General features: G+C 67.1%; 17 protein-coding genes and 3 tRNA genes. 5 read left to right on the forward strand and 15 right to left on the reverse strand.

The features are described from left to right. Nucleotides 1-39: 39 nt before the first annotated feature. From AC5RUF_RS02670 to AC5RUF_RS02680, 3 genes are all read right to left on the reverse strand, one after another. Nucleotides 40-1,572: a MinD/ParA family ATP-binding protein gene (locus AC5RUF_RS02670; RefSeq protein WP_494129624.1), complete on the reverse strand. Its 1,533-nt coding sequence runs from the start codon at nucleotides 1,570-1,572 to the stop codon at nucleotides 40-42. A gap of 177 nt (nucleotides 1,573-1,749) precedes the next feature. Continuing rightward, nucleotides 1,750-1,823: transfer RNA gene (locus tag AC5RUF_RS02675), tRNA-Met, on the reverse strand. A gap of 77 nt (nucleotides 1,824-1,900) precedes the next feature. Further along, nucleotides 1,901-1,972 (reverse strand) — tRNA-Thr (locus AC5RUF_RS02680). 173 nt (nucleotides 1,973-2,145) lie between these two features. On the opposite strand from AC5RUF_RS02680, the gene AC5RUF_RS02685 reads away from it, so the two are divergent. Next, complete coding sequence (locus tag AC5RUF_RS02685) at nucleotides 2,146-3,525, forward strand: protein kinase domain-containing protein (RefSeq protein WP_494129688.1); 1,380 nt, start codon at nucleotides 2,146-2,148, stop codon at nucleotides 3,523-3,525. Between the two features lie 117 nt (nucleotides 3,526-3,642). Here AC5RUF_RS02685 and AC5RUF_RS02690 read toward each other — a convergent pair whose 3' ends face one another. The 3 genes from AC5RUF_RS02690 to AC5RUF_RS02700 form a co-directional block, all read right to left on the reverse strand. Then, nucleotides 3,643-5,574, reverse strand: coding sequence for a DEAD/DEAH box helicase (locus AC5RUF_RS02690; protein ID WP_493997589.1), 1,932 nt, complete (start codon nucleotides 5,572-5,574; stop codon nucleotides 3,643-3,645). 327 nt (nucleotides 5,575-5,901) lie between these two features. Then, nucleotides 5,902-6,633, reverse strand: a complete 732-nt coding sequence (locus tag AC5RUF_RS02695) for an MOSC domain-containing protein (RefSeq protein WP_493997590.1) — start codon at nucleotides 6,631-6,633, stop codon at nucleotides 5,902-5,904. A gap of 9 nt (nucleotides 6,634-6,642) precedes the next feature. Continuing rightward, nucleotides 6,643-7,932 carry a glycosyltransferase 87 family protein gene (locus AC5RUF_RS02700; protein ID WP_493997591.1) on the reverse strand — a complete coding sequence of 430 codons (1,290 nt, stop codon included), beginning with the start codon at nucleotides 7,930-7,932 and terminating at the stop codon, nucleotides 6,643-6,645. A gap of 154 nt (nucleotides 7,933-8,086) precedes the next feature. Here AC5RUF_RS02700 and AC5RUF_RS02705 point away from each other — a divergent pair, with 154 nt between their 5' ends. Further along, nucleotides 8,087-9,265 (forward strand): amidohydrolase, encoded by a 1,179-nt coding sequence (locus tag AC5RUF_RS02705; RefSeq protein ID WP_494129625.1) that lies wholly within the window; start codon nucleotides 8,087-8,089, stop codon nucleotides 9,263-9,265. Then, a complete protein-coding gene (locus AC5RUF_RS02710; protein ID WP_494129626.1) occupies nucleotides 9,262-9,702 on the forward strand; it encodes a hypothetical protein in 441 nt (146 codons plus the stop codon). The genes AC5RUF_RS02705 and AC5RUF_RS02710 overlap by 4 nt, the downstream gene beginning before the upstream one ends. 67 nt (nucleotides 9,703-9,769) lie before the next feature. Here AC5RUF_RS02710 and AC5RUF_RS02715 read toward each other — a convergent pair whose 3' ends face one another. Together AC5RUF_RS02715 and AC5RUF_RS02720 are read right to left on the reverse strand one after the other, a co-directional pair. Beyond that, entirely contained in the window at nucleotides 9,770-10,915 is a 1,146-nt protein-coding gene (locus AC5RUF_RS02715; RefSeq protein ID WP_494129627.1) for a cystathionine gamma-synthase, read from the reverse strand. A 73-nt stretch (nucleotides 10,916-10,988) separates the two neighbouring features. Then, on the reverse strand, nucleotides 10,989-12,368 hold the full coding sequence (locus AC5RUF_RS02720; RefSeq protein ID WP_494129628.1) for a cystathionine beta-synthase: 1,380 nt from the start codon (nucleotides 12,366-12,368) through the stop codon (nucleotides 10,989-10,991). 174 nt (nucleotides 12,369-12,542) lie between these two features. On the opposite strand from AC5RUF_RS02720, the gene AC5RUF_RS02725 reads away from it, so the two are divergent. Then, nucleotides 12,543-13,523 carry a DNA-3-methyladenine glycosylase family protein gene (locus AC5RUF_RS02725; RefSeq protein WP_494129629.1) on the forward strand — a complete coding sequence of 327 codons (981 nt, stop codon included), beginning with the start codon at nucleotides 12,543-12,545 and terminating at the stop codon, nucleotides 13,521-13,523. Between the two features lie 12 nt (nucleotides 13,524-13,535). On the opposite strand, the gene AC5RUF_RS02730 is transcribed toward AC5RUF_RS02725, so the two are convergent. Next, nucleotides 13,536-15,185: an AMP-binding protein gene (locus AC5RUF_RS02730; RefSeq protein WP_494129630.1), complete on the reverse strand. Its 1,650-nt coding sequence runs from the start codon at nucleotides 15,183-15,185 to the stop codon at nucleotides 13,536-13,538. Nucleotides 15,186-15,357: 172 nt separating this feature from the next. On the opposite strand from AC5RUF_RS02730, the gene AC5RUF_RS02735 reads away from it, so the two are divergent. After that, a complete protein-coding gene (locus AC5RUF_RS02735; RefSeq protein ID WP_493999209.1) occupies nucleotides 15,358-15,636 on the forward strand; it encodes a putative quinol monooxygenase in 279 nt (92 codons plus the stop codon). On the opposite strand, the gene amt is transcribed toward AC5RUF_RS02735, so the two are convergent. The 6 genes from amt to AC5RUF_RS02765 form a co-directional block, all read right to left on the reverse strand. Next, on the reverse strand, nucleotides 15,633-17,225 hold the full coding sequence (amt, locus tag AC5RUF_RS02740) for an ammonium transporter (protein WP_494129631.1): 1,593 nt from the start codon (nucleotides 17,223-17,225) through the stop codon (nucleotides 15,633-15,635). The genes AC5RUF_RS02735 and amt overlap by 4 nt on opposite strands. A 217-nt stretch (nucleotides 17,226-17,442) precedes the next feature. Further along, entirely contained in the window at nucleotides 17,443-18,663 is a 1,221-nt protein-coding gene (gene fdhA / locus AC5RUF_RS02745) for a formaldehyde dehydrogenase, glutathione-independent (protein ID WP_494129632.1), read from the reverse strand. A 203-nt stretch (nucleotides 18,664-18,866) separates the two neighbouring features. After that, the gene (gene trxA, locus AC5RUF_RS02750; RefSeq protein WP_493998022.1) at nucleotides 18,867-19,268 is read right to left on the reverse strand and encodes a thioredoxin; all 402 of its coding nucleotides are present in this window, start codon (nucleotides 19,266-19,268) and stop codon (nucleotides 18,867-18,869) included. Nucleotides 19,269-19,302: 34 nt separating this feature from the next. Further along, nucleotides 19,303-19,770, reverse strand: a complete 468-nt coding sequence (locus AC5RUF_RS02755) for a MarR family winged helix-turn-helix transcriptional regulator (RefSeq protein ID WP_493998021.1) — start codon at nucleotides 19,768-19,770, stop codon at nucleotides 19,303-19,305. A gap of 104 nt (nucleotides 19,771-19,874) precedes the next feature. Then, nucleotides 19,875-19,956, reverse strand: a tRNA-Tyr gene (locus AC5RUF_RS02760). 116 nt (nucleotides 19,957-20,072) lie between these two features. Continuing rightward, a complete protein-coding gene (locus tag AC5RUF_RS02765; protein WP_494129633.1) occupies nucleotides 20,073-20,459 on the reverse strand; it encodes a hypothetical protein in 387 nt (128 codons plus the stop codon). Between the last annotated feature and the right edge of the window lie 38 nt (nucleotides 20,460-20,497).

The following is a 20,497-nucleotide window of genomic DNA, read 5'->3' on the forward strand; positions in this document are numbered from 1 at the left end:
GAACGCACTGCGTCCGGCCCGCAGCCGGTTCCGGGCTGTTTACAGGCCCTCGGCGACGGCGGCAGCGGCGGCAAGCCAGGCCCGCCGTGCGGCCGGCTTCAGGGAGTCATAGCGGATCTGGCCCTTGCGCAGTGCCGCGTCGTAGGGAATGGTTACGGCCGCCCGGGCCAGCTGGCCGAAGCCCTGGGCCACGGCACGGGCCTGGCTGTCGGTTCCGTTCCGGTCGGACTGGCTCACAATCACGACGGCGTCCCGGGCCAGTTCGGCGTAACGGCCGCCGCGGACCTGCAGTGCCTCCAGCAGCAGTGCACCGGCCTCGGCATGTTCTTCCACGGTGGTGGTGGCTATGACCAGCTGGTCCGTGTGGTCGATCATGCGCAGCCAGCGTTCGGCACTTTCGTCGTTGCCGGAATCCACGATGTTGAGGCGGAAGTACTTGGACGCCACCTCATGGAGGGCATCGAAGTCCTCTGCGGTGATTTTCTGTTCGGAGGCCAGCACGTCCGGCTTGGAGCGGAGGACATCGAACTTGTCCTCGATCTGGTGGTGCACAAACCGGGCCAGCAGGGCGGACTGCGCCGAGGGCGAGAGCAGGTCGGCTGTCTGCGGAAGGAGGTCCATCACGGTAGCCTCATGCGGCCCCTGCTCGGTGCGCCAGCCGAGCGTGCCGCGGGTCTCGTTGTTGTCCCAGGCCAGGACCGGGCCGCCGCCGTTGCGGGCGAACACTGCGGCCAGCATGACGGTGGTGGGTGTTTTGTTGGCCCCGCCCTTGCCGTTGACCACGGATATGGTCCGCGGGCCGGGCCAGTGCTGGCTGACGGCACGCATGTCGCGGCGTTCCTCCAGTTCCTGGGCGGAGGGGGTCATCCGCAGGCCCAGGCCGGTCAGCAGGCCGCGGAAGCCCTTGGACGCAGGGATGGACGCGGGCTGCTGGTCCAGGAACGAGGCACGGCGGCCGCGTTCGCCCCGGGCCTCGGCACGGCTGGCCGCCTGGTGCCCTTCCGGGGCTGCGGCCCATGCCGGAGCTTCGGGCACGGCCGGGGCCACGCCTGCCGCGGCAGCCACGGCGGACTCATCCGGTACTGCGTAGTATTCCGGCTCGTCCGGCGAAGCGTAGTATTCGGGCCTTCCGTCCGGCAGGGGCGGCAGGGCCGCTACCCGGGCGGGTCCGGCGGCGGGCGGCGCGGCCGGTTCACTCCATCCTGCGGCGGCGTGCGCTGACATACCCTCTGCGACGTCGGGACCCAGGCCGTCCGCTGCGGCGGAATCCCCGTACTCCCCTCCGTCGTCACTCCGGGCCGCGAACCCCCGGCCATCGTACTCCCCGGCTTCCCCGTACAGCCGCGCATCATCGCCCGTGCCGAATCCTCCGGCACCGAGTCCGCCGTCGCCACCCCCGTAGCCGACACCGTCCCCCAGATCGCTGCGCCGGTCACCGCTGATCCCGGCACCACTGCTCGGGGGCTGGTTCCACCATTGGTTTTCACTCGCGACCTCCGCCTTCCGGCGCCTGCGCGTCGGCAGGTCGTCCGGATGCCCGGCAGTGATCGGATCGGAAAAATGCTCAGTCATGGAGGTCTTCGTCTTTCGTTCCGTGGGGGTGGCGATTGATCTGGACGGGCCCGGCCCTGGTATCCAACATATTGAGATGTACTTCTGCCCGGTGTGTGGCCTGCGCCGCACCGGCATCCGGGCAAACAAAAAGGGCAGGCACGGAAGTTTGAAAACTTCCGGACCTGCCCTGATGTGTAGCGGTGGGGAGGCTCGATCTCCCGACCTCACGATTATGAGTCGTGCGCTCTAACCAACTGAGCTACACCGCCATAAATGAGTGAAGCCCGCATTCCTAAACGGCCTCTGCAAAACAAACAGCCTTAGCAACGCGGGCCCTCCCATTGAGAGCCCCGACCGGGAATCGATCCCGGGACCTCCATCTTACCAAGATGGCGCTCTACCACTGAGCTATCGGGGCAACGACATAAAACTCTACCAGCACTTTTCGGGAAGATGAAATCGAAACCGGCAAACGTGACAAGTGCCACTTCGGCACCCTTCGCAACATGCTTCCGGGACCCTTGGGGGTAAACTGCACGACGCTTTTCTCAGTATGCTTAGGCTACGAGAAAGCGAGGGCACGTGAACACAGTGCCGAACCATGTTTCAGACGGCCTCTTCCTAGGTGGACGATACCGGCTCCTGAATCAGATCGGGGCCGGCGCCATGGGCACCGTCCACCGGGCCCGGGATGAATTCCTCGGCCGCGACGTAGCAGTGAAGATCATCCGCCCGTCGGCCACCAGCGAGGTGGATCTGCAGCGCAGCGATGCCGAGGCCAAAATCCTGGCGCGCCTGAACCACCACAGCCTTGTCACTTTGCTGGACGCAGGCTCGGACACGTCCCAACCTGAACATCCCCTGATCTATCTGGTGATGGAACTGGTCCAGGGCCTGGACCTGCGGGACCGCCTCAGGCAGGGCACCGTACCGCGCCGTCAGACGGCGCTGATTGGCTATGACCTTGCCCTGGGCCTGGACTACATCCACGGCAACGGGGTGGTGCACCGGGACGTCAAGCCCGCCAACGTGATGCTTTTCGACTATGGCAGCGACGATGCCCGCATCAGGGCCAAACTGACCGACTTCGGGGTTGCCCTGGTAGCGAATGACCCGCAGTCCCAGCACGGCACGTTCTCCGGAACAGCGGCGTTTATGAGCCCCGAACAGGCCCGCGGGCAGGCAGCCGTGCCGGCCAGCGACGTGTATTCCCTGGGGCTCGTCCTGCTCCAGTGCCTCACCGGGGCCCCGGCGTTCCCCGGCCCGGCGCTGGAAAGCGCCCTGGCCCGCCTTCTGCGCGATCCTGAGATCCCCCTGGCCCTCGGTGAGGACTGGGTGACCCTCCTGCGCGCAATGACCTCTCAGAACCCCGCACAGCGCCCCAGCGCCCACGACGTGTCGATGGTGCTGTACGACATGATTGTCCGTGCCCGCGGCAGGCACCGCGTGGATCCTGAGCTGCTCCCGGACAATGAGGCACAGCGCATGGACGCCGTGCGCCGCTACGAGCTGCTCGACACTCCCCCGGACGGCGCCTTTGACCGGGTCACCGCCCTTGCCTCCCGGGTCTTCAACGTCCCCGTGGCGATCGTCAGCGTGGTGGACACCGACCGCATCTGGTTTAAATCCCACCACGGCACGGACGTGACCGAAATCGACCGCGACCCGGGCCTGTGTGCCTCTGCCATCCTGCAGGACGATGTCTATGTGGTGGGCAATGCCAGGCAGGACCCGCGGACCCTGGCCAACCCGCTGGTGGCCGGCGAATTCGGCCTGCAGTTCTACGCAGGCGCTCCGTTGGAAACCAGTGACGGGTACAACCTGGGCACGCTCTGCATCCTGGATACGGAGCCGCGCAGCTTCTCCGCGGAGGACGCCCGCACCCTTTCGGACATGGCCGCGATTGTGATGAATGATTTGGAGATGCGGCTGGAAAGCCGCCGCGCCGCCGCATCGCACTCAGCCGACTAACCACCGGCAGCGGATACAACAACACAGGAAGGGCGCCTCCCGAAGCGGGAGGCGCCCTTCCTGGTTGCCCGGGCTTAGTGCCCGGGCGTCGCGCCGGCGTACCGGCGCAAGGTGTTCCTAGTCGCGGAAGCGCGGCTTGCGGGCACCGGTACCGGCGCTGTCGCGGAAGCCGCCTTCGCGCTTCTTGTACGGGCGGTCGCTGCCGCGGTCACCGAAGGACCGCTCGCCGTCGCGCTTCTTGAAGTCCTTCTTGAAACCGCGGTCCGCGCGGTCGTTGTAGCTGCCGCCTTCACGCTCGCGGGCCGGCTTGCGTCCCTTGTCCAGTTCCAGGTGGATCAGCTCTCCGCCGATCCGGGTGCGGGACAGGGCACGCAGCTGGTCCTTGGACAGATCCGCCGGCAGCTCCACCAGGGTGTGGTCGGCGCGGATGTCGATGCCGCCGATCTGGGCCGAGGAGAGGCCGCCCTCGTTGGCGATGGCGCCCACGATCGAGCCGGGAAGCACGCGCTGGCGGCGTCCGACGGCGATGCGGTACGTTGCGTTGCCTTCGGTCAGCGGGCGTGTCGGGCCGCGTGAGCCGAAGCCGTCGTTACGGCCTTCGGAGCGCTCGCGCTGGCGGGCCGGAGCCTGCGGGATTTCCTGCAGCAGCAGCGGGCGTCCGCCCTGGGCCATAACAGCCAGGGCTGCGGCAACCTTTTCGGCGGGAACATCGTGCTCGGCGATGTACTTGGTGACCAGGTCGGTGAAGATCGAAACATCCTCGGAAGCGAGGGTTTCGGTGATCTTCTCGGAGAACTTGGCCAGGCGCTTCTCGTTCACCACGTCAACGCTGGGCAGCTGCATGTGCTCAACCGGCTGGCGGGTGGCCTTTTCAATGGCGCGCAGCAGGTACTTTTCGCGCGGGGTCATGAACAGGATGGCGTCGCCGGTGCGGCCGGCGCGGCCGGTGCGGCCGATGCGGTGCACGTAGGACTCGGTGTCGTGCGGGATGTCGTAGTTGACGACGTGGCTGATGCGCTCCACGTCGAGGCCGCGGGCGGCAACATCCGTGGCAACCAGGATGTCGATCTTGCCGTCGCGCAGGGCCTCGACCGTACGCTCGCGCTGCTGCTGCGGGATGTCGCCGTTGATGGCGGCGGCGCTGTAGCCGCGGTCCTTCAGCTTGTCGGCGAGGTCCTCAGTGGCAGCCTTGGTCCGGACGAAGGCAATAACGCCGTCGAACTCTTCGGTTTCCAGGATGCGGGTCATGGCATCAAGCTTGTGCGGGCCCATGACCTGCACGTAACGCTGGCGGGTGTTGGCGCCGGTGGTGGTCTTGGACTTAACCGTGACCTCGGCAGCGTTGTTCAGGTACTTCTTGGCGATCTTGCGGATGGCCGGCGGCATGGTGGCGGAGAAGAGGGCAACCTGCTTCTCGGCCGGCGTGGAGGAAAGGATCTGCTCCACGTCTTCGGCGAAGCCCATGCGCAGCATTTCGTCAGCCTCGTCCAGCACCAGGTATTCCAGGTTGGACAGGTCCAGGGAACCCTTGGCGATGTGGTCGATCACGCGGCCGGGGGTACCGACCACTACCTGGGCGCCGCGGCGCAGGCCGGCCAGCTGGGGACCGTAAGCGGATCCGCCGTACACCGGCAGCACGGTGATGTCATCCATGTGGGCGGCGTAGGAGGTGAAGGCTTCTGCGGACTGCAGGGCCAGCTCACGGGTGGGTGCCAGCACGAGCACCTGGGTGTCCTTGGTTGCCGGGCGTCCGGCCATCAGGGACAGGGCGGGGACGGCAAATGCGGCGGTCTTGCCGGTACCGGTCTGCGCCAGGCCGACGACGTCGCGGCCTTCGAGGAGCAGGGGAAGGGTGGCTGCCTGGATGGGGGACGGCTTGACGTATCCGACATCCTTCAGGGCTGCCAGGACGCGCTCATCCAGGCCGAAGTCGCTGAACAGCACAGTGTTCTCTTCGGCTTCGGGGGCGGCGTTTTCGGCGGAGTTGGTGTTTTCCAGCGTGGCTTCAGACAAGAGGTAATCCTCGTTCAATCGGGACCGGGCAACCATAGGGCTGCAGGACGTAAGTCCGGCGCTGTTGCAATCCCAGGCAGGACTTTCCGTCACAGCTGTGGGCCGATTTCACTGGATTGTGCCTACGACCGGTGTGACGATTTCTTTGCCGGCGCTCCCCAAAAGATGAATCTGCCCGCAATGAAATGCGGGCCCCAACACAACGTACCGTGCAGTTTCGGTGAAAAACTCGATGAACCGCAGGAAAATAAGGGAATACCGGAGTGGGGGATGCTCTCCAGTGTACGGCATCCCGGGCGAACCTGCCGGACCGGGGGCCGGTGAGCTTCGGCACACGGCCTGCACCGGCACGCGCAGACCCCGTCAGCTCCCCGTCAGCTCCCCCGTCCGGACCTGCGCCGGGACCTCTGCCGGTACATCCGCCGGTTCGGGCGTGCGGGGCTTCCCCGCTGCCCGGGCGTCCAAGGTGCGCAGGACCTTGAGGATCTCCGGTGACAGCGTGATTTCCCCGGCATCCCGGGAGGCGCGCAGTGCGGCCGCCTGCTCGTCGTCCAGGCCGCGGAAAACGTCCCGGACACTCACCCCGTGGCTTGGCACGGTGAGGACCTCAACGGTGTCTGAGGCGCAGATACTCCCCCGGCGCAGCACCCTCAGGTAGGTGCCGACCCGGCCGGCTTCACCGAAACGGCGGGCCCAGTTCGGAACCCCCATCCGCCGCTGGAAGTTGCGGCACGGAGTGCGGGGGCAGGTGACCTCCACTTCCACCTCTTCCCCGATCCGCCAGCGTTGCCCGATCAGCGCGGAGGTGGCGTCCAGTCCGCTGATGCGCAGGTTTTCACCGAACAGGCCGGGTGGAATGTCCCTGCCCAGTTCGCGTTCCCAGTATTCGGCGTCGGCCTGCGAGTACGCATAGAGCGCTTTCGATTCCCCTCCGTGGTGCTTCCGGCTGGCCTGCAGGTCACCGGTCAACCCCAGCGGATGGACCTTCACGGGGCCCTCTGCGGGGCGCTTGTCGATGGCAGTCACGCCGGTGGCGTCCTTGGTGGGCAGGAGGCCGTGCACAATGCACACGGCCAGCAGGGAACCGGTTCTCATGGCAGCAGTCTAGGGCTGCGGCTCCGTGGCACGCATAACCTGCGACGGGTTGTTGCGCCACCAGCGGCGCGGCCGGTTCCCCCAGTACATAACGAACCACCAGGCCATCAGCCCAACGCCCCAGAAGACTCCGGCACTGGAGGCCATCAGCCAGGGTTCGGGCAGCTGGGAGTCGAGGTTCGGCGCGTTGAACAGCTCGCCGATGGTCTTGGGCGAGTAGATGAAGATGACCAGGGACGACACCAGCAGGGCCAGTCCGGTGGTCCGCAGTTTCCGCCGCCCGGGCCCGAGGTCCAGCAGGTTCCGCCCCAGCACGGGGATGAACAGGGCCACCCAGACCCAGTGGTGGGACCATGACACCGGGGAAATCAGCAGCATCAGCAGGGCAGTGGCTGCCAGCGCCGTGAATGGCCGGCCCTGGATTCCGGCCCTGCGGATGATGAATGCGGCGGCGGCGACGGCCAGCAGCGAAAGGATCAGCCAGGGCACGTCCACGGGGAAGTCGGGCCCGCCGAAATGCAGGATTGCCCCCTTGAGCGAGAGGTTGTCCACGTAGCCGGCACCGCCAATCCGGGACGTGTCCGGGAGCAGTTCCGACCAGTAGGTGCGCGATTCGCGCGGCAGGATGAGGAAGCCCAGGCCGAAGGTCGCGAGGAACCCGTAGGCCATGTTGCGCAGCCCCCGCCAGTCGCCGCGGGCCAGGAAATACAGGCCGAACACCAGTGGTGTGAGCTTCAGGCCCGCCGCCACGCCCGTCAGCAAACCGGTGGGCCAGCTGTCCCGCTTGATGACCAGGTCCGCCATGATCAGCCCGAACAGCAGGATATTGATCTGCCCGAAGGCCAGGGTCTCCCGCCAGGGGCCCAGCAGCACAATGAACCCGGCGCCGGCGACGGCGAGCGCCCGCAGCCACGGCTGGCGCAGGACATCCATGGCTGACTTCCGGGCGAAGACATAACGGACGGCCCAGACGGAGGTGGCAGCGGCTATCGCAATGGAGATAGCCGTGAAGATGTTCAGCCCCACGGTTTGTCCGAACGGTGCCAGCACCGCGAACACCAGGGCCGCAAACGGCGGATAGGTAAAGAGCAGGCTGCTGTCGGCGTCGTACTGCACCGCCTTGGTGTACAGCTCGCCGCCGGCATCCAGCACGCTCTGCCCGCCGGTGAGGTATACCCGGAAATCCAGTCCGTGGCGCGGCGACAGATCGAAAGCTGTCCAAACGAGCACTCCGGCCAGTGCCAGTGCCCCCAGGGTCGCAGCGGTCCGCATGAAGGCGGATCGGTGGATCTGGCCCATTGTTCTCCTGTAAGCACTGCCGTCCGCGCGCGGGGCGCCGCATAGCGATCTGGCGATATTGACTTGGGCCAGTCTACCGGCCACCCGCTCCCGCCCGCTCCTGCAGCCGCAGGCATTAGGCTGGCGGAAGAAGATCCGCCGGCGAAAGGTTCCCATGTCTCCCGCGTTGTTGGCCATCACCAATGCCCGCGTAGTCCCCGTCACCGGCAGCCCTTTCCACGGCACCGTCCTGGTCGCGGACGGCCGTATCCGCGAGCTCGGTCCGGAGGCCCGCGTCCCCGAGGGCGCCCAGGTGCTCGACGCCGGCGGGCAGTGGCTGCTGCCCGGGCTGGTGGACGCCCACACGCACCTCGGCGTCCACGAAGAAGGCGAAGGCTGGGCCGGCAACGACTCCAACGAAATGACCGACCCCGTCATGGCCGGCGTGCGGGCCCTGGACGCCGTGAATCCCTTTGACACGGGGTTCGACGACGCCCTGGCCGGCGGGGTGACCACGGCCAACATCAATCCCGGCTCGGGTAATCCGATCGGCGGGCAGGCGGTGGCCCTGCACACGCATGGGCGCTACTTGGAGGAAATGGTGCTGCGGGCACCCAGCGGCTTGAAGTCCGCCCTGGGCGAGAACCCGAAGCGGATCTACAGCGAGAAGAAGCAGACCCCCTCCACCCGGCTGGGCACGGCCATGGTGATCCGGCAGGCCTTTATGGATGCCCAAAACTACATGGGAAAGGCGGACCCGGACGCCCGGGACCCGCACATGGAGGCCCTGGCCATGGTGCTGCGCCGCGAAATCCCGTGGCGGCAGCACGCCCACCGGGCGGACGACATCGGGACCGCCCTGCGGCTGGCTGATGAGTTCGGGTACGACCTGGTCCTGGACCACGGAACCGAAGCGCACCTGCTGGCCGATGTACTGGCCGAACGGGGCGTGCCGGTGCTGATCGGTCCGCTGTTCACCACCCGGTCCAAGGTGGAACTGCGCGGCCGCAGCATGGCCAACCCGGGGAAGCTGGCGTCGGCCGGGGTGGAGATTTCCATCATCACCGACCATCCCGTGGTTCCCATCAACTTCCTGATCTACCAGGCCGCGCTGGCCGTGAAGGAGGGACTGGACCGGGACGATGCGCTGCGGGCCGTCACCATCAACCCCGCCAAGGTACTTGGGCTGGCAGACCGCCTGGGTTCGCTGGAGCCCGGCAAGGACGCCGACCTGGTGTTGTGGAGCGGTGATCCCCTGGACGTGATGCAGCGGGCCATGACGGTGTGGATCGGCGGCCGCGAGGTCTACCGTTACGACGCCGCCTCCCGCGAACAGATGGTCGCACCGCGGTGACGGATTCCGGTGTCCCCCCGGCCGGCGGCCGTTCTCCGCGCACTCCCCCGCCCCGGGTCATCCGGCTGGCCGCCGCGGCGTGGCTGGTGGCCGCCGCACTGCTGGCTGCAGCCGGGGTGTCCTTTGTGGTGTCGGCCCGCACCCAGCACCAGGACAGTACCGCGCTGACCATGCTCGGCATCCTGGTCCTGGTACTGGCCGCCGTGAGCATGTACAGCGTGCTGCGCCTGCGCTCGGGCAAGCGCAGCGCCCGGGAGACGCTCACCAGCATCGGCGTGATTGCCGGTTTTCCCCTGCTGTTCCGCGGGCCGGCCCTGATAGCCGTCGGGCTGGTACTGCTGGCGTGCGCCGCCGTGCTCTGGCTGCCCGACAGCAACCGGTTCTTCCGGCTCCGCGATCCAAAGAAACGGGGTCGGCAACAGCAGGACCGGCGCTAGAGCGGCACCGGCCCCGGAGCCGGCCCTTGGAACCGGCCCTTGGAGCCGGCCCAGGGCCGGACCGGCGCTAGAGCCCGGCCAGCGCCTGGTCCAGGTCAGCGATGAGGTCCTCAATGTCCTCGATGCCCACCGAGAGCCGCAGCAGGTTCTCCGGAACGGCCAGCTCGGTGCCCTTGACCGAGGCATGCGTCATTTCCGAGGGGTAGTTCATCAGGGATTCCACCCCGCCGAGTGACTCGGCCAGCAGGAACAGGCGCGTGGATTCGGCCACCTTCCGGGCTGCCGCCCCGCCGCCCTTGAAAGACACCGAAACCATCCCGCCGAAGTCCTTCATCTGGGCCTTGGCCAGGTCATGTCCGGGATGGTCCGGCAGGCCCGGGTACAGCACGTTCTCCACGGCCGGCTGGTCGCGCAGCCAGGTGGCAACCGCCATGGCGTTGGCGGAGTGCCGGTCCATGCGGACGGCGAGCGTCTTCAGCCCCCGGGTGGTCAGCCAGGCCTCCATGGGAGCGGACACGGCGCCGGCGGCGAACTGGATGAAGCCGACTTTTTCCGCCAGCGCGTCGTCATTGAGGATCACGGCACCGCCGACGGCGTCGGAATGCCCGCCGATGTACTTGGTGGTTGAGTGCACCACGATGTCGGCGCCCAGGGAAAGCGGCTGCTGCAGGTAGGGGGAAGCAAACGTGTTGTCGACCACCAGGAGGGCTCCGGCGTCGTGCGCCGCCTGCGCCGTGGCGGCAATGTCGGAAATCTTCATCATCGGGTTCGACGGCGTTTCGAGCCAGACGAGCTTCGTGTTCGAAGCTGCGATGGCTGCCGCCACGGCCCCGGCGTCGGACATGTCCACTGCCGCATTGGTGATCCCCCAGGCGCCCAGCACCCGGTTGATCAGCCGGTAGGTGCCTCCGTAGGCATCATTGCCGAGCACAATGTGGTCTCCGGGGGCCAGCAGGGCACGGATCAGTGCGTCTTCGGCGGCCAGCCCGGAGCTGAAGGAGAAGGCATGCCTGCCGCCTTCCAGGGCAGCGAGCTGCTCCTGGAGGGCATCCCGGGTGGGGTTGGTCCCGCGCCCGTATTCATAGCCGTTGCGCAGTCCGCCGATCCCGTCCTGTGCGTAGGTGGTGCTTTGGTACAGCGGCGGGATGACCGCACCGGTAGTGGGGTCCGGCGCCTGTCCCGCATGGATGGCGCGGGTGCTGAAGCTCGTCATGGTTTCCTCCTGGAGCCGGCATGGCCGGCGGGTTGGCGCTTCAAAACGGCTCTGCGGCCCGGGGTCGCCGGGGTCAGAGACTCAGGTACGAAAGTAGGTCGTGCCGGGTCAGCATGCCAACGGCGGCGCCATCGGACGTAACCATCACCGCGTCGTCGTCGGCCAGCTTTGCCCGGGCGGCCGCCACGGTGTCCCCTGCCCCCACCAGGGCGGGACGCGGGCCCATGTGTTCGCTGATCCGATCCGTCGGTTTGGCTTCGCCGCGGAACAGTTTCTCGGTCAGCGAGCGCTCGTCCACGGATCCGAGGACTTCGCCGAGGACCACCGGCGGCTCCTGGGCCAGCACCGGCAGGCAGGAGACGCCGTACTCGTTCAGGATGCCAATGACGTCGCGCACGGTCTCGTTCGGGTGAGTATGCACCAGTGCCGGCAGCGAGCCGTCCTTGGTGGCCATGACGTCCCGGACCGCGGCCGTTTCCCCGCTGTCCTGGAGGAACCCGTAGGAGCGCATCCACTCATCGTTGAAGATCTTCCCCATGTAGCCGCGACCGCTGTCCGGCAGCAGGACCACCACGACGTCGTCGGGCCCCAGGTCCCGGGCGGCCGCCAGGGCCGCGGTGACGGCCATGCCGGAGGAGCCGCCCACCAGCAGGCCTTCCTCGCGGGCCAGGCGGCGGGTCATCGCGAAGGACTCGGCATCCTTCACGGCAATGACCTCATCAGGTACGGAGGGGTCGTAGTTGTCCGGCCACATGTCCTCGCCCACGCCCTCCACGAAGTAGGGGCGTCCGCTGCCGCCGGAATACACCGAACCGTCGGGATCGGCGGCAATCACCCGGACCGGCCCGGAGGGGCGTCCGGCCGAGACCTCCTTGAGGTAGCGTCCGGTGCCGGTGATGGTCCCGCCGGTCCCTGCACCGGCGACGAAGTGCGTGATCCGGCCGTCGGTATCCGCCCAGATCTCCGGTCCCGTGGACTCGAAGTGGCTTGCCGGGGCAGACGGGTTGGAGAACTGGTCCGGTTTGTAGGCGCCGTCGATCTCCCGCACGAGCCGGTCCGAGACGCCGTAGTAGGAGTCGGGGCTGTCCGGGGCCACCGAGGTGGGGGTCACCACCACTTCGGCGCCGTACGCGCGCAGCACGTCCCGCTTCTCCACCCCCACCTTGTCCGGGGTGACGAAGATGCATTTGTAGCCCTTTTGCTGTGCGACCAGGGCCAGGCCCACGCCGGTGTTGCCGCTGGTGGGTTCAATCACCGTTCCGCCGGGCAGCAGTTTTCCTTCGCGCTCCGCCGTTTCGATCATCTTCACGGCAATGCGGTCCTTCACGGATCCGCCCGGGTTCAGGTATTCGAGTTTCACCAGGACGGTGGCGCTGATGCCCTCGGTGACGTTGTTGAGCTTCACCAGGGGCGTGTTGCCGATCAGGTCCAGGACGGTGTTGGCGTACTTCATGTGCCCCACGTTACTTCCAAACCTCCGGGTGTCCACCGGCTGCGGAACGCGGCGTAGCAATCCGCCGGCATCCAGGACCGGCGGCGGCGCAAACACCCCGTGTCCGGCGTTGCAAGCACCACATCCGCACCGTTCCAGCGCAGGAGCGGGGGTGGAGCGTGCAACCATAGTGGCATGTCCTTCACTGCCGCTGTTTCACCGCTGCAGCAGGTTCCCGCAGGGCCGGTGCGCTACTGGGATTCCCCCGCTCCGTACTGCCTGCAGACCTCGCTCCGGATCCTGGTCCGTGGCAAGGGGGATCCCACCATCCGGCTCGGTCCCGGTGTCGCCTGGCTGACTTTCCTCACCCCGGAGGGCCCGGCCACTTTGAACCTGCGCGAGGAACCCGTCCCCGCGCCCGGCGCACGGGTGCGTGCCCAGGCCTGGGGGCCGGGCTCCGAACACGCGCTGGCGTCCGTGCCCGCGCTGCTCGGTGAACACGATGACTGGACCGGTTTCGACGACGAGGGATTTTCCGCCACCCTCCCGCGCATGGTGACGGAAGCCCGTCGCCGCAACCTCTCCCTGCGCCTGCCCAGTACCGGCCGCGTCATGGACTCCCTGATCCCGGTGGTGCTGGAGCAGAAGGTCACCGTAATGGAGGCCTACTATGCCTGGCGGTACCTGGTCACCCGATACGGCACCGATGCGCCCGGCCCGGCACCCGCCGGCATGAAGGCCGCGCCTGCTCCGGGAACATGGCGGAGGATTCCCAGCTGGGACTGGCACAAGGCCCGTGTGGATCTCTCCCGCTCCAGCACCATCCTGCGGGCGTGCTCGCTTGCTTCCGGGCTGGAACGGCTGGCCGGCGAACCGCTGGGGGCGGAACTCACGGCAAAGCTCTGCTCGGTTCCGGGCATCGGCGTGTGGAGCGCCGCGGAAATCACCCAGCGTACCCACGGAGCCCCGGACACGGTTTCCGTTGGCGACTACCATCTGGCCGCCTATGTGGGCGCGGCGCTGACCGGACGCCGCACCGACGACGCCGGCATGCTGCGGCTGCTTGAACCCTGGCGGGGCCACCGTCAGCGCGTGGTGCGGATGATCATGCTCAGCGGCTACCGCAAGCCCACCTACGGCCCAAAGCTGGCACCCATGGACCACCGCCGCCGCTAGGAAGCTGCATCCCTACGGCACTGCCGGCTCGCTGCCCGCCAGTCCGCTGACGGCTTCCTCCCGCATCTGCACCTTCCGGATCTTCCCGGAGACGGTCATGGGGAAGCTGCCGCGGATCTGCACGTACCGGGGAATCTTGTAGTGCGCCAGCCGGCCCCGGCAGAACTGGGCGATGGCTTCCGCATCGGGTACCGGCGCCCCCGGGACCGGAATGATGCAGGCCATCAGTTCCTCGCCGTAGCGCTCGTCCGGAATCCCAATCACCTGCACGTCCTGGATGGCCGGGTGGGTGTACAGGAACTCCTCGATCTCCCGTGGATAGATGTTCTCACCGCCGCGGATCACCATGTCCTTGATCCGGCCCTCGATGCTTACGTAGCCTTCCTCGTCCATCCGGGCCAGGTCCCCCGTGTGCATCCACCCCTGCGCATCTATGGCTTCGGCAGTTGCTTCGGGCTGGTTCCAGTACCCGGTCATCACGCTGTACCCGCGGGTGCACAGTTCACCGATCTCCCCGTAGGGCACCGGTTCCCCTGTGCCGGGATCCACCACCTGGCTTTCCAGGTGCGGCATGGTCCGGCCCACGGTACGGGTGCGGCGGGCCAGGGAATCCCCGGGCCGGGTCATGGTGGATACCGGCGAGGTTTCGGTCATGCCGTAGCAAATGGCCACCTCGTCCATGTTCATTTCGCTGATCACCCGTTTCATGATTTCCTCCGGGCAGGGCGAACCCGCCATCACGCCGGTCCGCAGCGAGGAGAGGTCATACCGGTCGAAGTCCGGCAGCCCCAGTTCGGCAATAAACATGGTCGGCACTCCGTAAAGCGAGGTGCCCCGGTAGGACTCGACGGCGGCGAGCGCCGCGCCGGCGTCGAACGTCCGGGAGGGGATGATGGTGGCCGCCCCGTGGGAGAGCGCCGCAAGGTTGCCGATGACCATGCCGAAGCAGTGGTAGAACGGCACCGGCAGCACCACTCTGTCCGCCGGCGTGTATCCGAGCAGTTCGCCGATGAAATACCCGTTGTTCAGGATGTTGGCGTGGGTGAGCGTGGCGCCCTTGGGGAATCCCGTGGTGCCGGACGTGTACTGGATGTTGATCGGGTCCCCCGGCTGCAGCCCGGACATCCGCTCCGCCAGCGCCGACGCCCCGGCCGTTCCCGCCGCGCGGCCCGCTTCCGCCAGGGCCGCGAACCCGTCCTCGCCGTCTCCGGCGAGGAAGACCAGCCCGGTGAGGTCCGCCTCGGTTTCCAGTGCGGTCCGGGCCATGGCCTCATAGTCGTTGCGGGCATCGCTTGGGGCGGTCAGCAGCATCCGCATGCCGCTCTGCCGCACCACGAAGTCCAGCTCGGTCTGCCGGTAGGCGGGGTTCACGTTGACCAGGATGATTCCGGCCTTGGCGGTGGCGTACTGGGCGATGGTCCACTCCGGACAGTTCGGCGACCAGATGCCCACCCGGTCCCCCGCCTGCAGGCCCCGTGCGATCAGGCCCGCCGCGACGTCGTTGACGTCCTCCTGGAGCCGGGCGTATGTCCAGGTCCGTCCGCTCGGCGCGTCAATCAGCGCGGGCGCGTCCGGAAAACGGGCGGCGGTCCGCTCGAAGTTCGCGCCGATGGTTTCCTGCAGCAGGGGCGTGGACGAGGATGATGCGGCATATGAAGGCAAGGCAGACTCCTTTGGCTGCGGAACGTACGGTGGCCAGTCACGCTACCAACAGTTCCGTCCGCTGCGAAGGGTCGGCGGGGGGGGTGCGCCGTGCTCCGGCCGCGCAGGACACGGCCGGCCCGCGCCGGCCCCCTGGAGCCCGTACGGAGCGGGCGGGCCCTAAGGTGGGCACATGACTACCCCCATCAGCCTCCGCGCCACTCTCGTTCCCAACCCCGGTGAGCACCACCGCGTCAAACTTGCCCTGGACATTGCCATTGAGCAGGTCCGGTCCGAACCCGGTTGCCTGCGCTACGAAATCATCGAGGACACCGAGCAGGCCATTGTCCTGGCCGAAGAGTGGGCCAGCCGCGAGGACCTGGACCGCCATGCCCGCGGGCCGGCCCTGCAGGACCTGCAGGAATCCCTGAGTGCCCTGCTGGCCGAACCGCTGAAGGTGGAGCAGGTCTAGTACGGCGTAATGGCAAGGCGGTAGATGGATGCCGCCTCCGCGCCGAAGCGTTTCAGGACCGCGACCACGGCTTCCTCGTGTTCCTCGTCCACCGCCGCCTGGACCCGTATCCGGTCATCGAAGTCGATCCGCCTCTTCTCGGCGCGGAACACCTCGGTGCGGATGCTTCCGGTGTAGACCGCGGAGTCCGAGAGCTCCAGGGACCGGGCGCCCGCCATCAGCAGGGCATCCCGCAGTCCGTCGATCCGTTCGGTGTTCACCACGGCGCTGATCAGCAGGCGGGGCAGGGACTGCTGCGGCTCGACGGCGGGGCGGCCGTTGGTCGCTGCCCGGCCCGCGGCCGTGGGCCGGGTGGTGATGCCGCTCAGGGAGTAGCCGGATGCCCCCTGCTGGACGTGGTCCAGGTCCTCCTGCTCGGGCCCGGGTTCCCGCAGCCCGATGGTGCGGGAGATGACGGCGGCAATAATCCAGCTGAGGACAAAGGAGAACGCGACCACGCTGACTACGGCCACCACCTGGTGCCACAGCAGGGCTCCTCCGCCTCCGGAGAAGATGCCGTCGGCGCTGACCGGGTTGACGCTGTTGTCCGCAAAAAAGCCCAGCAGCAACGAGCCGAGCACGCCGCCCACAAAATGCACGGCGATCACGTCCAGGGCGTCGTCGTAGCGCAGTTTTTGCTTCAGCTGCACGGCCAGGGCACACAGGCAGCCGGCAATCAGGCCGATCAGCAGGGAGGCACCGGTGCCGACAAACCCGGCACACGGGGTGATGGTGGCCAGCCCGGCCACCGCACCGGAAATTGCACCAACCAGGGTGCTGTGGCCGTCCCGGATCCGTTCCACCACCAGCCACGCGAGCATGGCCGCAGCACCGGCAACGTGGGTATTGATCAGGGCCTGGGCGGCAATGTCGTTGGCCTGCAGCCCGTCCCCCGCGTTGAATCCGAACCAGCCGAACCACAGGATGCCGCCGCCCACCAGCATCAGCGGGAGGTTGTTGGGCGAGGTCTTCAGGTTCGGCCAGCCGCGCCTCCTGCCCACCACCAGCAGGACCGCCACGGCGGCGGCACCGGCCGATGCGTGCACCACGATCCCGCCGGCCCAGTCCTGGGCCCCCAGCTGCGTCAGCCAGCCCTTGGGGTGCCAGAGCCAGCGGGCCACCTGCGGGTAGACCAGGATGGACCATGCCGCCAGGAACACCACCCAGCCCGCGAAACGCAGCCGGCCCGCGGTGGCACCGGTCAGCAGTGCCGGCGTGATGATGGCGAACATCATCTGGTAGGCCACGAAGGCAAGCGCCGGGATGGTGACCCCGGCGGCAACGGTATGGAACTGGGGGGTGTCGACGTCGATCAGTGCGAACGCGTCAAATTCCCCGAGCACCGAATTGCCGCCGTTGCTGAAGGCCAGGGTGTAGCCCACCAGGACCCATGTGACGGTGATGATCCCCATCGGAATGATGTTCTGCATCATCATGGTCAGGACGTTGCGCACCGGCACCATTCCGCCGTAGAAGAGAGCCAGGCCGGGCGTCATAAACAGCACCAGCCCGGCACAGACCAGGACCCAGGCGGTATCGGCCCCGTTCACGTTGAACTCCCGGAAATGCCGTTGGTGAGATTGCCGCGCATGCTCTCCCCGCTTCCAACCGTGAATGTTCCGTGGCGGAGGCCGAATTCCGGCTCCGGTAGGCCAATTGAGCGTACCGCCGGCCCGGGAAGCACCAGAAGAGAGCGGCTACAAATGAAAGCCGGCAGGACCGAATTAGATTGCGGTCCTGCCGGCAGGAACTCAGGGAAAGCCCGCGCTAGTGCGAACCCACCATGTTGTTCGGGTCGATCACGTATTTGCGGGCCACCCCGGAGTCGAACTCGCGGTAGGACTCCGGCGCCTGGTCAAGGCTGATGGGCGTCGCGTTGACCGCCTTCGCAATCTGCACCCGGTCATGGAGGATGGCCATCATCAGTTCCCGGTTGTATTTCATCACCGGGCACTGTCCGGTGGTGAAGGACAAGGACTTTGCCCAGCCGGTTCCGAGGTCAAGGCTCAGGGACCCCTTCCGGGCCGCTTCATCCACCCCGCCCGGATCGCCCGTCACATACAGTCCCGGGATGCCCAGCGCACCGCCGGCGGCGGTAACGTCCATCAGTGCGTTCAGGACCGTGGCCGGAGCCTCGCTGCTTGACCCGGCGCCGTGCCCGCGGGCCTCGAATCCGACGGCGTCCACGCCGCAGTCCACTTCGGGGACACCCAGGATCTGCTCAATCTGGTCTTTGGGATCGCCCATGGAAATGTCCACCGTCTCGCAGCCGAAGCTGCGGGCCTGTGCCAGCCGTTCCTGGTTGAGGTCCCCCACGATCACAGCTGCTGCTCCCAGCAGCTGGGCCGACGCGGCGGCGGCCAGCCCCACCGGCCCGGCACCGGCAATGTAGACCGTGGAACCCACGCCCACCCCTGCCGTGACGGCTCCGTGGTATCCGGTGGGGAAGATGTCCGAGAGCATGGTCAGGTCCAGGATCTTCTCCATTGCCTGGTCCTTGTCCGGAAAGCGCAGCAGGTTCCAGTCCGCATAGGGAACCAGCGCATACTCGGCCTGGCCTCCTACCCAGCCGCCCATGTCCACGTAGCCATAGGCGCTGCCGGGGCGGTCCGGGTTCACGTTCAAACAGATCCCGGTCTTGCGTTCCTTGCAGTTGCGGCAGCGTCCGCAGGAAATGTTGAACGGTACCGAGACCAGGTCCCCCACATGGATGAACTCCACGTCCGGTCCGGTTTCCACTACTTCGCCGGTGATCTCGTGCCCCAGGATCAGGTTGGGCGGCGCCGTGGTCCGGCCCCGGACCATGTGCTGGTCCGATCCGCAGATGTTGGTGGTCACCACCTTGAGGATGGCGGCATGGGGCAGTTTCCGGCCGATGTTGGCGGGATTCACCCCCGGTCCGTCCTTCAGCTCGAAGGTGGGATAGTCGATGTCCTGTACTTCCACTACACCGGGTTCGATGTAGGCAACTCCCCGATTGGAATTCATGGCAGCCTCGCTGTCTTTCGTCGCTGTTACGTGTCGTCGTTGACTCTGCAGGACGTGCCTCCCCCGGGCGGACGACGCCCTTGCGGCGAGGCTACAACCGGCACGGGGGATGGCGGTAGACAGTAGCGATTGCGGAATTCCTTAACTGCCGAAGGCAGGCACCCTTGTACGGATACCTGCCTTCGGCTAAAGAACGGTGGCGGCTAGCCCTGGGTCGGCTGGCCGTTGGAGCCGGCTGCTGCCTCTCGCTCCTGGGCGGCAATCTGCTCGTGTACGGCCTTCATGTCCAGGCCCTTCACGGCTTCCACCAGTTCGCTGAACTGGCTGGCGTTGAGCGCGCCGGGCTGGGAGAACACCAGTACCTTTTCGCGGAACGCCATGAGGGTGGGGATGGAGGTAATGCCGGCGGCGGCTGCCAGCCCCTGCTCGGCCTCGGTGTCCACCTTGGCAAAGGTGATGTCCTCATGCTTCTGCGAAACGGAGTCGTACACCGGTGCAAACTGCTTGCAGGGTCCGCACCAGTCCGCCCAGAAGTCCACGAAGACTATGTCGTTTTCCTCGATGGTCTCGGGGAAGGTTGCTTCGGTGATGTCGATAGTAGCCATGGTTCCACGCTAGCCGGACCACGCGGCAAAGTCTCTAGCTGTTCGCTGACCGGTGAAGGGCGTCCTCCGGCGCCGGCAGCTTGCTGAGCCTGCGGACCACCGGCAATGCCGCTGCGAGCGCGCTGCGTTCCTCCGCGCTGAGCTGCTCCAACAGTGCGGCCATCAAGGCCGTGCGGCTGCCGTTGGCTTCCCGGAGCGAGGTGGTGCCCGCCGGGGTCAGCGTGACGCGGACACCGCGGGAGTCGTGCGGGTCCGGGTTGCGCACCAGCAGGCCGGCGGCTTCGAGCCGGATGATCTGCTCGGTGGCGCTGGGCACCTTCACACCCAGGTTCCGGGCAATGCGGCTGACCCGCATGCCCTCTCCCGCTGCCATCTTGAGGATGCTGACCTGTGTGGCGCTGAGGTCGGTATCCGCATCCATGCTGCGGGCAATGTAGAGTGCCAGCCGGAGGGACTCGCGGAATTCCTCCGCGAGCTCGTCCAGGGCAGGATCGGTCGTCATGCTTAGGAAGCCTAATGTTTTGCGGCCGGCTGTGCAAGGGCGGGCGGGTGCCCGGAGGCACAGAAAAACCCGCCCCCACCGTGAGGTGAGGACGGGTTGATCGGTGGCAGATGAGGGATTCGAACCCCCGTAGGCGTTGCCAGCTGATTTACAGTCAGCCCCCTTTGGCCGCTCGGGTAATCTGCCGAACGTCTTCAAGTGAAGACTTTGTCCGCAGTAACTGCGGGCAAGACAACTTTACCGAAGATTCTCGGAAGTTACGAATCGGGGCAAAAACAGGTGCCTCACGCCGCCCGAACGCCCTAGAGTCCGCGCAGTATCCGGGCGTGGATCTGTGCGTAGAAGCCATCGGCCTGCGCCTGGGTGACCGATCCCCACTGCACGGCATGACCCAGGTCCGTGCGGATGCCGGCCAGTCGCTCCCGGGCGGCCTCCGGCAGCTGTGCATCCGCCACCTGCTCTGCGCCCTCCGCCGCCCGGGCGCCGGCGTCGACGGTGTCGGCAGTGTCCGCTGAAAACGGCACGGTGACCGGGCAGCTCTCCGCCGCCTTGGCCGGGGCGGCACCGGCGGTTCCGAGTCCCGCCGCCGAGGCTGCGGCCAGGAAGGAGCCGGCCGCGGCGGTGCGGATCCGGACGGAAGCGGGACGGCGGGCGAACGGGCCGGGAACTGCCTTTGGTTTCTTTTCCACCCCCTCACCGTTCCGCACCTGTTTGGGACAACACCGGG

The sequence above is a fragment of the Arthrobacter sp. Y3224198 genome (assembly GCF_059090025.1).

Coding starts and splice junctions, on each gene's coding strand:
- AC5RUF_RS02720 (WP_494129628.1), bottom strand. CDS start 12,368: ATGAAGTACGCCAACACCGTCCTGGACCTGATCGGCAACACGCCCCTG.
- AC5RUF_RS02725 (WP_494129629.1), top strand. CDS start 12,543: ATGTCCTTCACTGCCGCTGTTTCACCGCTGCAGCAGGTTCCCGCAGGG.
- AC5RUF_RS02755 (WP_493998021.1), bottom strand. CDS start 19,770: ATGACGACCGATCCTGCCCTGGACGAGCTCGCGGAGGAATTCCGCGAG.
- AC5RUF_RS02735 (WP_493999209.1), top strand. CDS start 15,358: ATGACTACCCCCATCAGCCTCCGCGCCACTCTCGTTCCCAACCCCGGT.
- AC5RUF_RS02670 (WP_494129624.1), bottom strand. CDS start 1,572: ATGACTGAGCATTTTTCCGATCCGATCACTGCCGGGCATCCGGACGAC.
- AC5RUF_RS02715 (WP_494129627.1), bottom strand. CDS start 10,915: ATGACGAGCTTCAGCACCCGCGCCATCCATGCGGGACAGGCGCCGGAC.
- trxA (WP_493998022.1), bottom strand. CDS start 19,268: ATGGCTACTATCGACATCACCGAAGCAACCTTCCCCGAGACCATCGAG.
- AC5RUF_RS02695 (WP_493997590.1), bottom strand. CDS start 6,633: ATGAGAACCGGTTCCCTGCTGGCCGTGTGCATTGTGCACGGCCTCCTG.
- AC5RUF_RS02700 (WP_493997591.1), bottom strand. CDS start 7,932: ATGGGCCAGATCCACCGATCCGCCTTCATGCGGACCGCTGCGACCCTG.
- AC5RUF_RS02690 (WP_493997589.1), bottom strand. CDS start 5,574: ATGGTTGCCCGGTCCCGATTGAACGAGGATTACCTCTTGTCTGAAGCC.
- AC5RUF_RS02705 (WP_494129625.1), top strand. CDS start 8,087: ATGTCTCCCGCGTTGTTGGCCATCACCAATGCCCGCGTAGTCCCCGTC.
- fdhA (WP_494129632.1), bottom strand. CDS start 18,663: ATGAATTCCAATCGGGGAGTTGCCTACATCGAACCCGGTGTAGTGGAA.